Annotated in this window: 10 protein-coding genes; 7 read left to right on the top strand and 3 right to left on the bottom strand. The window is 40.0% G+C overall.

What is annotated here, in order from left to right:
• Positions 1 to 47 precede the first annotated feature (47 nt).
• Together HH219_RS02060 and rimI are read left to right on the top strand one after the other, a co-directional pair.
• Positions 48 to 356, top strand: a complete 309-nt coding sequence (locus HH219_RS02060) for a hypothetical protein (RefSeq protein ID WP_169326492.1) — start codon at positions 48 to 50, stop codon at positions 354 to 356.
• Complete coding sequence (gene rimI, locus HH219_RS02055; RefSeq protein WP_054454862.1) at positions 343 to 804, top strand: ribosomal protein S18-alanine N-acetyltransferase; 462 nt, start codon at positions 343 to 345, stop codon at positions 802 to 804. The genes HH219_RS02060 and rimI overlap by 14 nt, the downstream gene beginning before the upstream one ends.
• Here the strand turns inward: rimI and HH219_RS02050 are convergent.
• Complete coding sequence (locus HH219_RS02050) at positions 790 to 3468, bottom strand: ATP-binding protein (RefSeq protein WP_054204213.1); 2679 nt, start codon at positions 3466 to 3468, stop codon at positions 790 to 792. The genes rimI and HH219_RS02050 overlap by 15 nt on opposite strands.
• 262 nt (positions 3469 to 3730) lie before the next feature.
• Between HH219_RS02050 and prfC the strand changes: the two genes are divergently transcribed.
• From prfC to HH219_RS02030, 4 genes are all read left to right on the top strand, one after another.
• Positions 3731 to 5314 carry a peptide chain release factor 3 gene (gene prfC, locus HH219_RS02045; protein WP_054204212.1) on the top strand — a complete coding sequence of 528 codons (1584 nt, stop codon included), beginning with the start codon at positions 3731 to 3733 and terminating at the stop codon, positions 5312 to 5314.
• 54 nt (positions 5315 to 5368) lie between these two features.
• Positions 5369 to 7111, top strand: coding sequence for an arginine--tRNA ligase (argS, locus tag HH219_RS02040; protein WP_169326491.1), 1743 nt, complete (start codon positions 5369 to 5371; stop codon positions 7109 to 7111).
• A gap of 546 nt (positions 7112 to 7657) precedes the next feature.
• Complete coding sequence (gene pdxH, locus HH219_RS02035) at positions 7658 to 8296, top strand: pyridoxamine 5'-phosphate oxidase (protein WP_169326490.1); 639 nt, start codon at positions 7658 to 7660, stop codon at positions 8294 to 8296.
• A 6-nt stretch (positions 8297 to 8302) separates the two neighbouring features.
• Positions 8303 to 9076: a TatD family hydrolase gene (locus HH219_RS02030; RefSeq protein WP_169326489.1), complete on the top strand. Its 774-nt coding sequence runs from the start codon at positions 8303 to 8305 to the stop codon at positions 9074 to 9076.
• On the opposite strand, the gene HH219_RS02025 is transcribed toward HH219_RS02030, so the two are convergent.
• Positions 9043 to 9663 carry an AhpA/YtjB family protein gene (locus tag HH219_RS02025; protein WP_054204208.1) on the bottom strand — a complete coding sequence of 207 codons (621 nt, stop codon included), beginning with the start codon at positions 9661 to 9663 and terminating at the stop codon, positions 9043 to 9045. The genes HH219_RS02030 and HH219_RS02025 overlap by 34 nt on opposite strands.
• A gap of 133 nt (positions 9664 to 9796) precedes the next feature.
• Between HH219_RS02025 and serB the strand changes: the two genes are divergently transcribed.
• Positions 9797 to 10819 carry a phosphoserine phosphatase SerB gene (gene serB / locus HH219_RS02020; protein WP_169326488.1) on the top strand — a complete coding sequence of 341 codons (1023 nt, stop codon included), beginning with the start codon at positions 9797 to 9799 and terminating at the stop codon, positions 10817 to 10819.
• Here the strand turns inward: serB and HH219_RS02015 are convergent.
• The gene (locus HH219_RS02015; protein ID WP_169326487.1) at positions 10803 to 13289 is read right to left on the bottom strand and encodes a PilZ domain-containing protein; all 2487 of its coding nucleotides are present in this window, start codon (positions 13287 to 13289) and stop codon (positions 10803 to 10805) included. The genes serB and HH219_RS02015 overlap by 17 nt on opposite strands.
• Positions 13290 to 13473 lie beyond the last annotated feature (184 nt).

The following is a 13473-nucleotide window of genomic DNA, read 5'->3' as shown; positions in this document are numbered from 1 at the left end:
TTTATTACTTCTTATATTGTTCTTGTTTTTAAATCTACTGAGTTGTTATGCATCCACGATACGCAGCTATTTTTGGTATAGAAAACCTTGAACTAAATCAACATTTTCGTCCACAGTCTATTGTTGAGCAATTTCCTGATCAAACAATGACGGCACCACAGGTAACTCTAGAGTTAAATCAAAAGCTGTTAGCAGATCTAAATCGTGCTATTGCACCAGAGCAAATTAAGCACGTAGTGCAAAGTGATACGCTAGCATGGCATAAAGGCCAACTGAGTTTACCAAATCAACAGCTTAGTGCTGATAATAAACGCGCGCTATGGGCGCTGATGAGCATACACCTTGATAACCTTTGAATCTGTTACTGAATCATCTATTGACGCGCTAATGCGTGTTGAGAGTGCATGTCACAGCCATCCGTGGACTGTTAACACAATGAAATCATGTTTAGCTGGGCGCTACTTTAATTTAGCCGCGTTTAGTGAACAACAAATGATTGGTTTTTACATTGGTGAGAAAGCAGGACCTGACTTTACCTTAATGGATATTTGCGTAGCACCTGATTTTCAGGGGAAAGGCATAGCAAAGCAGTTACTTACAGCATTTATTGAATATGGCGAAAAGCACAACGCTGAAAACTTATTCTTAGAAGTACGCGAAACCAACACCCGTGCAATTAACTTGTATGAACGGGCAGGCTTTAGTGAGATGTCAGTACGTAAAAATTACTACCCAAGTGATGACCCATCAAAAAATGGTCATGAAGATGCAATACTAATGGGGCTCACTTTACTCTTTGGGTGATTTAGCTTGTTGTATCGTATATTTAATTGCTTCAATTAAACTCAATGCCAAATAGTCACGACGACTATGATCGCGCCCTCGCAAGTTATCCTCAAGAGTCGCAGCACCATGATGAATATTACTAAACCCAAAGCACCCAGCACTGCCTTTTAAGTTGTGTGCTAGTGCCCTGAGTTGATCCCATTCACCTGAATTATATAAATCCGTCACTTCAACTAGGTAATCAGGTAGTTTAGAGCGATAGTTTTCATTTATCTGTTGAAACTTATCGCTGTTGAGCAAGCTATCCCATTTGCTTTGACTGTCTTTTTCTATGTGTAAATAACTAACGAGTACGCTTTCAAGCGCATCTTTGTCGATAGGTTTTGCTAGTGCTTCATCGCAACCTGCTTTGAGGTAGGTGTCAACATCATGCTTCATTACATTCGCAGTAAGCGCAATAATAGGACCATCGTAAGCGGCGTGACGTAGCATTTGTGTGGCTTCTAAACCACCCATCACAGGCATTTGCATGTCCATAATAATGAGCTGATAGTCATTCACTAACGCCATTTCGACAGCTTCAGCTCCATTTTTTGCGATATCAGGCTCAAGCCCCCATGTTTGTAGTAATAACTTAATTAGCACTTGGTTATCAGGGTTATCTTCAGCAACAAGGATATTGGCATCAAAGCTATTAGCTGCAAAGGAAAGCTGCTGGTCTTTAGTGGGGGTTAGTTGCTCTATTGCTGTTAGCATTGCATGGGCATGCTCTGCATTTTCATCAAGGTGGCAGGCTATTTGAATGCAAAATCGACTGCCTTTACCCGGTTCACTTTCTAAATGAACATCACCGCCAAGTAATTGTGCTAAATTTTTGGAAATACATAACCCGAGACCAGTACCGCCAAAACGCCGCGTAGTCGTTGCATCGGCTTGTTCAAATGGTTTAAAGACTCGTTCAACTTCATGCTCTGACATGCCAATGCCGGTATCTTCAATTGCAAATTCAATAAATTGTTTATCTTCGAGGTATTTAATATCGAGGGTTATTTGGCCTTGCTCAGTAAATTTTACGGCATTACTGGCAATATTAATCAGAATTTGCTTTAAGCGAGTCGCATCGCTATAGATTGTTTGCGGTAAAGGTAATGTGTAATTTATTTCAAAAGTGAGCTGTTTCTCTTGCGCTAACGGGCGAATAATCGAATCAATATCATGGACTAATTCAACAACAGACAGCGGCTCACGTTCAACGGCTAGTTTTTCAGCTTCAATTTTTGATAAATCTAAAATATTATTAATTAGCTCAAGTAAGTGCTTTGAGTTACGTAAAATCGTGCTTAAATGCAATTCATCATTAACTGCTTTTTTTGTATGTAGCAGTTGCTCTGTAAAACCCATAATCGCAGTTAGTGGTGTGCGAATCTCATGACTCATATTCGCTAAAAAACGGCTCTTTAATTGGTTGGCTTGTTCCGCTTGTGCAATAGCCCCTTCAAGCTGGCTATTCATTGTTTCAAGCGCTTTAGTACGGCTTTCAACTTTATCTTCAAGGTGGTGCTTGTATTCTTTTAATTCATCTTGATAATGACGGATTTGGTTGATCATATGATTAAAATCATTAAATAAAACACCAACTTCATCATTGTTGTGTGCTGGTAAGTAAACTGATAAATCACCATCGCCAACGCGATGGCTCGCCGCACCTAGTTGCTCAATGGGATTGAGTAATAAGTTACGCACTACAATAAAAATAAGCAGTGGTAGCGTAACCACCGAAATAATTACAATTAAAGCTGTGATCAGGCTAATGGCTCTACCCGACTGATAAAGCAGTGCTTTTGGGATAGTCGATACGTAATAATAACCGCCACTCATTTGCACGGCATAAATCATTCGTTCAACCTTATCGATACTGGAGAGCTCTATGGTGGAGAGTTTACCTAAATCAGCTAATTCATGAATTTGTTTTAACTCATACTCACTGATGTAATTACCCCGTTTGTCATAATCTGAACTAAATAAAATTTTACCGTCGTTAGTTAATAATAAATTAAGTGTGTTGTTATAGGGGGCCTCTAAAATACTGGTATTTAAAATTGACGGCTCAACATGAACAATAATAAAACCTAATTGCTGAGGACGCTTTAAGTAATAATCAGCACTAAAAATACGTTGGATGAAATACAAGCTGGTGGTGCCATCTTTTTTTTGCACCATAAACTGTTGTTGGCCTAAATTACTTTGTAATACTTGATCGAAAAAAGGGTAGCTGTCAGGAGCTATATTTAAACTGCTAGAGTAATACGCGTCACTTTTACCATTTGGGGAAACTAAATTTACACTAATAATGTCTGGGTACGCTTCAGAATAACTGGCAAATACGTCCATTAATGCGCCCAAACGACGTGTGTAATTACCATTATAGCGAAGGTCGTCAGCGAGAAAGTCGCTTAAAACAGGGGAGGTTGACAGTAATTTTGTGGTGGAATGAAAGGAGTCAATGTAGTTGAACATTTTTTGCTGTTGTTGTTCTACAAAACGGCTCACGATAAGTTCAGCTTGTTTTTGTGTTGAACTAGTGACGTTAGTGAGCGTAAAGCCCCCTAAAAACAGTAACGGTAAGATCACCAACGGCGTGATATACCATAATAATCGTATGCTTAGCTTACTGGTTTTCATGCCCAAACAAAATATCCTCCATGTAATCCATCAATAGTATGCGCTAGTGTAAAATTACACAAGTTTAGCGCGTTGACTGCACCTACGTGCTTGGTGCAATTTGAAACAAAGTTATCAGCTAATTACTTACAATCGTTGCTTTTTTGGCTAAGGTAAACAAGGTATAATGCGGGTAATTCTATTTTATATTTACAGTGCGCAAAAAAGACCTTTGCTTAGGTTTGTTTTTAGTTGCGCCTTGTTCTGACTTAAAGCGGCTTACATGTCTAATTTATTAAACGAAATCAATACGCGACGTACGTTCGCAATCATCTCGCATCCAGATGCGGGTAAAACGACCATCACTGAAAAAGTGTTGTTGTTCGGACAAGCAATTCAAAAAGCCGGTACGGTAAAGGGTCGCGGTTCAAATCAACATGCTAAATCTGACTGGATGGAGATGGAAAAAGAGCGTGGTATCTCTGTAACCACTTCTGTAATGCAATTTCCGTTTAATAAAGCACTTGTTAATTTACTTGATACCCCAGGGCACGAAGACTTCTCTGAAGATACTTATCGTACCTTAACGGCTGTGGATTCATGTTTAATGGTTATCGATGCAGCTAAAGGTGTTGAAGCCCGAACTCGTAAATTAATGGAAGTAACACGTCTTCGTACCACGCCAATTGTTACCTTTATGAATAAATGTGACCGCGACATCCGTGATCCTATGGAGTTACTTGATGAAGTTGAAACAGAGCTAAATATTGCGTGTGCACCTATTACATGGCCGATCGGCTGCGGTAAAGAGTTTAAAGGTGTTTATCATATTCATCGTGGCGAAACCTTGTTATATAAAACAGGGCAAGGTCATATGATTCAAGAAGTGCGCAGTATTAAAGGGCTAGATAACCCTGAACTTGATGATGCAATTGGTGAAGAGTTAGCTGCGCAATTGCGCGATGAACTTGAGCTTGTGATTGGTGCATCAAATGAGTTTGATTTAGATCTTTTCTTAGCCGGTGAATTATCACCTGTGTATTTTGGTACAGCACTTGGTAACTTTGGTGTTGATCATGTTTTGACAGGTCTGACTGAATGGGCACCAACGCCATTGCCGCGCGAAACGGAAGACCGCACAGTTGTTGCAAGTGAAGAAAACTTCACAGGTTTTGTATTTAAAATTCAAGCAAACATGGATCCAAAACACCGCGACCGTATTGCATTCATGCGTATTGTATCGGGTAAATATAGCCAAGGCATGAAAATGAATCATGTGCGTATAGGTAAGCAAGTAAGCATTTCAGATGCCGTAACTTTTATGGCAGGTGACCGTGAGCGTGCAGCTGACGCCTACGCTGGTGACATCATTGGCCTACATAACCACGGTACGATTCAAATTGGTGATACTTTCACACAAGGTGAAAAACTTAAATTTACTGGTATACCAAACTTTGCACCTGAGTTATTCCGTCGTATTCGTCTGCGCGATCCATTAAAGCAAAAGCAATTATTAAAAGGCTTAGTGCAGCTATCTGAAGAAGGTGCAGTACAAGTATTTAGACCTCTCATTAATAACGATTTAATTGTTGGTGCTGTAGGTATATTGCAGTTTGATGTAGTAGTAGCGCGTTTAAAAGCCGAATACAACGTTGATGCTATTTACGAAAGTGTTAATGTAAATACGGCTCGTTGGGTGAGTTGTGATGATGTTAAAAAGTTTGAAGATTTTAAGCGTAAATGTGAAAGCAACCTAGCGCTAGATGGTGGCGATAATTTAACTTACATTGCCCCAAGTCGTGTAAATCTTAACTTATCGACTGAACGCTACCCAGAAGTGACGTTTAACCACACGCGTGAAAACTAAACAAAAATTCAATTTAAAGCCTGCAATAGCGGGCTGGTAAAGGTAATAAATTACATGAACATTCGTACGCTATTGATTGAAAAAGCCATCGCGGCAATGACGGGGGCAGGCTTACCTGCAGATACCAACCCTGCAGTCACACAAAGCACCCGCCCACAATTTGGTGATTACCAAATCAATGGTGCAATGGGCGCAGCTAAAAAAATGAAAAGCAACCCGCGCGAGCTTGCACAAAAAATAATAGATCATTTAGATGTAAGTGATATTGCAGAAAAAACGGAGATCGCGGGTCCTGGTTTTATTAATATTCACTTAAAGCCTGAGTTTTTAGCGCAAAGTTTAAAAGCGGCAAATCAAGATGAAAAACTGGCTGTTGCAGAGCATGTACAGCCACAAAAAGTTGTGGTTGATTACTCATCTCCTAACTTAGCTAAAGAAATGCATGTAGGGCATTTACGTTCAACGATCATTGGTGATGCAGTAGTACGTGCGCTTGAGTTTCGTGGTGACACTGTTATTCGCCAAAATCACATGGGCGATTGGGGTACGCAGTTTGGTATGTTGATTGCGCATTTAGAAGATCAAATAAGCCAAGGTGTTGATCTTGATACTGTTGCGTTAGCTGATTTAGAAACTTTCTATCGCGATGCTAAAAAGCGTTTTGACGACGAAGAAGGTTTTGCCGATAAAGCCCGTGACTACGTAGTAAAACTACAAGGCGGCGACGCTCATTGTGAAAAACTGTGGAAGCTGTTTATCGCAACATCTGTAAAGCATTCTGAAGAAGTTTATAAACGCTTAAATGTAACGCTTACGCCAGACGATATAATGGCTGAAAGCGCTTATAACAGTGAGCTTAATAACATTATTGCGTTATTAAAAGATAAAAATATTGCGGTTGAGTCACAAGGCGCACAGGTAGTTTTTTTAGATGAGCTGGCAAATAAAGATGGTGAGCCATCTGTATTTATCGTACAAAAATCAGGTGGCGGTTTCTTATACGCAACCACCGATTTAGCAGCTTGTGATTACCGTTCAAACAAGTTGGGTGCAGCACGTATCCTAATTTTTGTTGATGCACGCCAAAGCTTACACTTTAATCAAGTAGAGCTTACAGCACGCAAAGCCGGTTTACTTCGTGATGAGACTAGCTACGAATTTTGCCCTTTTGGCACCATGATGGGTGAAGATGGCAAACCATTTAAAACCCGTACTGGTGGCACAGTAAAATTAGCCGATTTACTTGAAGAATCAATTGTTCGTGCAACAGCAAAACTTGCTGAGCGTGAATCTGATTTAAGCGACGCTGAGCGCAGTGAAATTGCCCGTAAAGTTGGTATTGGCGCAGTTAAATACGCTGATTTATCTAAAAATCGTACCAGTGATTATATTTTCAACTGGGATACCATGCTTAGCTTTGAAGGCGCAACTGCACCTTACTTACAATACGCTTATACTCGCGTACGTAGCATTTTCCGTAAATCAGGTGTAGATGCTGCAAACCTAAATGCTGAAATAGCCATTGTTGAGCAACAAGAAAAAGCTCTAGCACTTAAATTGCTACAATTAGAAGAAGTGCTTGATCAAATGATCAATGAGGCAACACCGCACGTATTGTGTAGTTACTTATACGAACTTGCTAGCCTATACATGACATTCTATGAAGCCTGCCCAGTACTTAAAGAAGGTGTAGAGCCAAGTGTACGCGACAGCCGTTTAGTGTTGTGTAATTTAGTGGCTGATACACTGCGTACAGGATTGGATCTGTTAGGTATCGAAGTCATGGAGCAAATGTAATCTGCTGCACGTAGTTCGCTTTAGCTGCGTCAATGAGTTTATTTAGCCTAAGTCACATACCAGATACGTATGCTCCTTGGCATAAATAAACTCATTGCCTTGCTAGCGCTCCTACACTTGCAGATATGTAGTTTGGCATTGAGTTACTAACCCTAATTACATACACCACGTATGCTCATAGGGCTCAGTCGAGTGTCCGCCTTGTCTTAGGCTAAACTACTTAGGTGAAATCTGCATCGTATAGTTAGTTTTGACTGCGTTGTTGTGTTTTTTTAGCTTTAGTCACATACAAAAACGTATGCTCCTAGGCATAAAAAAGCACTCCGTCTTGTCAGCACTTCTACACTTGCAGATAATTTTAGGTGCTAGGTGTATTGACACTGAGCTGCAATTGCTTAATTTTGTAGCTGATAGCTGATAGCTGATAGCTGATAGCTGATAGCTGATAGCTGATAGCTGATAGCTGATAGCTGATAGCTGATAGCTGATAGCTGATAGCTGATAGCTGATAGCTGATAGCTGATAGCTGATAAAGAAGGATTTGATATGAAACTCGAAGATATTCGTCGTGAATACCTGCAAGATGCGCTTAGCGAAGACAACTTGCTTGATTGCCCATTTAAGCAGTTTGAAAAGTGGCTCGATAATGCTGTAACGGCTAATTTATCAGATCCTACAGCTATGGTCGTGGCGACGGTTGATGAAACCGGCCAACCATCGCAACGCATTGTATTGTTAAAGCATCTTGATGATGACGGTTTTGTATTTTTTACCAATACCGGCTCACGTAAAGCACAAGAGCTAAAAGGTAATAACAAAATATCATTGCATTTCCCGTGGCACACCATGGAACGCCAAGTGATTGTATACGGTGAAGCTAAACCATTGCCAACCGCAGCGGTTGCCAAGTACTTTTTATCACGCCCTAAAGAGAGCCAGCTTGCTGCATGGGCGTCTGCACAAAGTCGGCCTGTGTCATCACGGAAAGTATTAATGGAAACCTTTGCGAATATGAAAAATAAATTTGCGAAAGGTCAGATCCCTTTACCTGATTTTTGGGGCGGATACTGTGTTGTGCCAACTAAAGTAGAGTTTTGGCAAGGCGGGGCGCATCGCTTGCACGATCGCTTTATGTATCAACGCCAAGCTGACAACAGCTGGCAAGTAACGCGTTTAAACCCATAACCAGTTATGGCGTTTATTGATTCCCACTGCCACTTAGATTTTGTTGAATTTGACGCCACGCGCGAACAACTCATTCGGCAAAGTTTAGAACTGGGAATTAATCATTTTATTGTGCCGGGTGTTAGCTTGGCACAATCTTATTCACTCACCTCTTTTGCTAAACAATACCCGAGCGTATACATTGCCATTGGTTTGCACCCTTATTTTATGGCTGAACACCGTGATGAGCATTTAGATGAACTTAACAAACTGGCTCACAAGCATAAAGATCAGTTAGTCGCTATTGGTGAATGTGGGATCGATCGTAGTATCGAAAATATAGCAAAGCAAACACAAATATTTGAATATCAAATTGAACTTGCTAATCAACTGGAACTCCCACTGATTGTACATCATCGGCAAAGTCATGATTTAATTGCGCAATCATTTAAGCGCTGTAAGCCTAAATTCGGTGGTGTTATTCATGCTTTTTCAGGCTCATTACAACAAGCAAATTCATACATTAAATTGGGCTTTAAACTTGGGGTCGGCGGGGTAATTACGTATGAGCGCGCGCAAAAAACACGTCACGTTATTGCTCAAATAGCGCCAGAGCATTTATTACTTGAAACGGATGCACCATCAATGCCGCTTGCGGGCTTTCAGGGGCAGCACAATACACCACTGCAATTACCATTAGTGTTTGATCAGCTTTGTCAGTTAAAACAAGTCACATCATTAAATAGGAATGATCTAAAACAACGCCTTTATGACTCGTGCTCAGCACTTTTTCGAATATAACGATTAACCTGCCAACGTTTTAAACCGCGCCCTAGTTGCCATGTAAAAATACAGGTTATAACCAGCATCAATAATACTTGGCGGCCTAAGTCATGAAAGTGGCTGTGGCTTTGTGCTATCGATGATCGCGTTAAATACGTAATGGATACAAAGCCAAGGGGGCGGTCATCATCGCTAATAACTGGTTCAACAAAGGGTGTTTTAAGTTTACTTATACCGGGAGTGGAATCTGGTAATTTACCTAATAAATGATGCGTTTGCCAATTAGCGCTGTTTGCAATAAGCACTCCTTGGTGATCATAAATCATTGCCGCAAGCACAAATTCGTCCTTACTAATATTATTGCAAAGCGCGTTTAGTGCGGGTTTATTTTTTTCAAGTAATGGGGTTTTTGCATTAAGTGCCATGAAGCGAGTTAAGCTTTTAGCGGTACTGTCGGCACTGTCATAAAGTAACTGATGGCTTTGAAAACTACTATTTATTGCAACCCAGCTCAACAGTAAAAAACATGCAGCAGCCAGACTCAAACGAACTAAGCGTTGCCTTTGAGATGCAGAAATAGGGTTTTTAAGATGGTTATTTTTCATAGTCACCGCTTGCGCTGCTGACAGCTTTTGCTTTTGATGTTACAACTAAGCCTAACTATAACCTTAAATCCCCCTCAATGGCGAATTTACTCTTAAGTCGCAGTTGAGACATTAGTATCATTATGGAGTCATCATGACATTGGAGCGCTTTGCGACCCTAACATCTGAGCAAGTGGCAATGCAATTTTCGTTAGGACAATGGTATCGCGATCAGGGTGCGTTAGTAGAACAAACCAGCGCAGTGATTAATTCACAGGGAACATTCAGTATCGCCTTTGCAGGTAATTTTGATGGGCAAAAGCTCGTTAGTATTGCGGCTTTCTTAACTCAACATGGCTTTATTGTTAGTGCTGTATGTCGTTACCAGCCTGATCAAAAATTAACGCCTGCATGGTGCTTTTATAGTGATAAAAGCCAATTGACCATTAATCCGTTGTTATTAAATGAGTTTGCTCATCCGTTAGGTTTTCAGCTAGTACAAGTTAGCAAGCCACCTAGCTTAATACAGCCTGGTTTATTGGTTATGGATATGGATTCAACTGCTATTACTATTGAATGCATTGATGAAATAGCGCGCCTTGCAAATGTGTACGATGATGTTGCGGCGGTAACAGCGCAAGCAATGGCTGGAAAGTTAGATTTTAGCGAAAGCTTACATCAGCGCGTTGCCAAACTTACAGGTATTAAACAAAGCTTAATTGATGAACTTAAAAATAATTTACCTTTAATGCCCGGCATTCAAGCGCTATGCAAAGTGCTAAAACAACATAACTGGTATTTAGCAATTGCCTCTGGTGGTTTTGTGCCTTTTGCAGAGCAAGTACAAAGCATACTTGATTTGGATGAAGTGCATGCCAACGTATTGGAGTTTAAAGATAATCAGCTCACCGGCAAAGTACTTGGAACTATTGTTGATGCACAGCAAAAAGCGGTGGTGTTGACTAAACTACAACAGCAATTAAATTTGCCTGTACAGCAAACGGTTGCCATTGGCGATGGCGCGAATGACTTAACCATGATGGCAGCGGCAGGTTTAGGTGTAGCAGTACATGGTAAGCCAAAGGTGGTTGAGCAAGCTCAAGCTGCAATTTGCCAAGGATCGCTATTACAAATATTATACCTTTTGATGATCCCTGAGCTTAAGTTAAACGCTTAAGCCAAATTTGTTTGCGCTTATTCATTTGCTCTATTAGCTCAGCTGTAAAATCCAAGTGGCTGAGCGTTTCATCAGTTACATCTACCATGTCGCCAACACCTGCAACTGACCATAGCGCTTCCTCAAGATCTTTAGCTTTATGAAGCGCATATTGGCTCACGTATTTAAGCTCGTTTGATAAGTAATCTGTATCAGGGCGGCCAGTGCGAGAAATATATAAACGCATAACGAATACTAATTCAGATTTTAAGCCTTTCTTTAAAAATAAGTGCAAAGGTGAAAAGTTATCATCAGCAACACACTGGCTTTTAACGGCTTCTTGAAGTGTCGATTTTTTAGGATCAAAGCGAATAAACAGCGTAAATTGTAGCGGGGGATCTTGGCGACTACGATCTTTAATTAACGGAGTAATAATATCGGTAATTTGCTCTGTTGATAAAAAGGGATCAATTGTTGTGGTGTCATTAAGCAAGCCGTAATTTTGTAAAATAGTATGCAGTGAGCTTGGATATAGCCCATGACCAATTGCCCCTGTTTTGAAGTGCGCGGCTTCTTTATGCAAATAAAATGGGAATTGGCATACACTTTTAGTGACCATGTTTCTAAGCGCTGTAGACAAACCTGGAATTTTTGGCGCTTCTTCAGATACTTTTAGCTTATCTTTATTATTTTCAATTAACTGCGTGAAAAACTTTACACCCATATGCGGTAAATCAGCTATCCGCGTTGCTTTTAAATTAATTGTAGTAAGCGACTTACTCACAGCCATAACTTCATATTTCAATGCTGAAAGTTGGTATTTTTTAGTGATCTTTTGCAGCTCAGGCATGCTTAATTCAACAACATCACCTTTATTAAAGCTAACGGGTTGCTGGCACTCAATCTGTAGCCCCATGACCGAAAAATCGCGACTATGCGCTGTATAAACTTGCTCATCAGGCAAAGTGATCAAGATATCTGTTTTATAAAGGTAGCGCTTATGTGCGCGTAAATTTACATATTCTAAATCAACGGTTTCGAGCTTTGGCGGCGCTTTATGCTTACCATGACCAAAGCGCTTTAACTGATTTACCAAGCTTTTGTCATAACTAAAAGTTTGATAATGCGTTTGTTCAGCTTTAGTCCCTACAGACGTTAAAATCACTAAGTACTTAACGTCTTTCACCATCCCTTGCACGCGAGGAGTGGGGGGCTTATTTAATTTTTCGATGTCTTTGCCAGCGGTATTTGGCAAACTTAAAGGGATAAATGAATCATCGGGATGACTGGGCATCAGCTGTACTTTAAAGCATTGCCAGCTTTCTTTTTGACTGCCAAAACCAAAGAACAGCTGTTTTAATTCAGGTTCAGTGGCAAGCTCTGAGCGGGTTGCTGAATAATAATAAACTTTACCGCCAACAACATGGGTAAACGTATATAAATATTCTTCTTTTACTGGAGATGGGTCACTCAGTAATAAGTTTATCCGTTGTTGATTTAATATTGTGTATAAACAAGATAGTTTTCGCTCATCGCAGAAATAGCGCTGGATAAAAATATTATTTTCAGTGGTAAGCACTAAACTCGGGTATATTTTATCATCATGCTGGCTGAAGAAAGTAAATAAAGAAGTAACACGGGGAATATAATATTGCTCATAACCTTTAGATACAACAGCATCTAAAGTGTTATCTAAATTTACTTTATAGCGGCGTTTATTTCCATGGATAAAGCTTTCTAAGAATCCATCAAACTTTTCATTATTTTCAACAAATGTTCTTTTTAGGCGAATATGGTTAAAGTCAGCAGAAACTTTTTCAACGGCAACAACTTCGTATTGAATACCATTTTTTAAACCAAGTTCAAAATCTTGCTCAAGACCAACTAGCCGTAAGCCAAGTATTTGTCCTCGTTTGACATGGTAGCGAGGTGCGAGTTTTATTTTGGCGCCGCTTAACGATATATCAGACGTCGTGGCCGCAACCGTATTGCTTTTTTCAAGCTCAACAGTGATTTTAATTGAGTAATTCATCCGCTCTTCGCGGCGGCTCTCATAGGATGCAAACTTGATAACCTGACAATCAAAGCTCTGCTCTTCTTGATGCTCTGGCTGCTGGGCTAATTGTGCCGCTTTTTTTTGCATCACCCGATGGTTATTATCAGTATTCATTACGGCTTCATAAACAGCAAGCGTATAACCACCATGTCGTTCAATTGCTTTTTCAAACACTTCTATGGCTGTTTCATCCATAAAGTGCTGTTTACCTTCATATTCAAAAGGTTTTACTTGGCCTGTTACTTGGCCTCGTAAATCAATAAACCGGGCGATTGGTTGTGAAAGGCGAGACATTTCCATCTTGATCAAAAATTGCTCAGGCTTGGTTAAGCCCGCGGTTTTCGATTTAAAGATCGAGTCAAATTTGGAGTTACCTAAATATGATTTAAGTTCATCAACTAAACTTTCATATTTAAATAGTATGTCATCAGTCATTTATAAAACCATCACCGTCTATTCTAAAAAGTTGGTATACTATTGCGTTATAAATACGTTTATCTTAATGCATTATTACGACAATTTAAGTGTAGCGAGTATCCATCTTTAAGTTTTTATTATTATGAGATTGCCAAATTAATGACTGTTACTTCCAATTGCTTTAGTAACAAAATACTAAAGC

The organism is Pseudoalteromonas sp. NEC-BIFX-2020_015 (assembly GCF_012952265.1).
Taxonomy (GTDB): domain Bacteria; phylum Pseudomonadota; class Gammaproteobacteria; order Enterobacterales; family Alteromonadaceae; genus Pseudoalteromonas; species Pseudoalteromonas neustonica.
The sequence above is the reverse complement of the archived record's forward strand: the minus strand, read 5'-3'. Positions and strand labels throughout refer to the sequence as shown.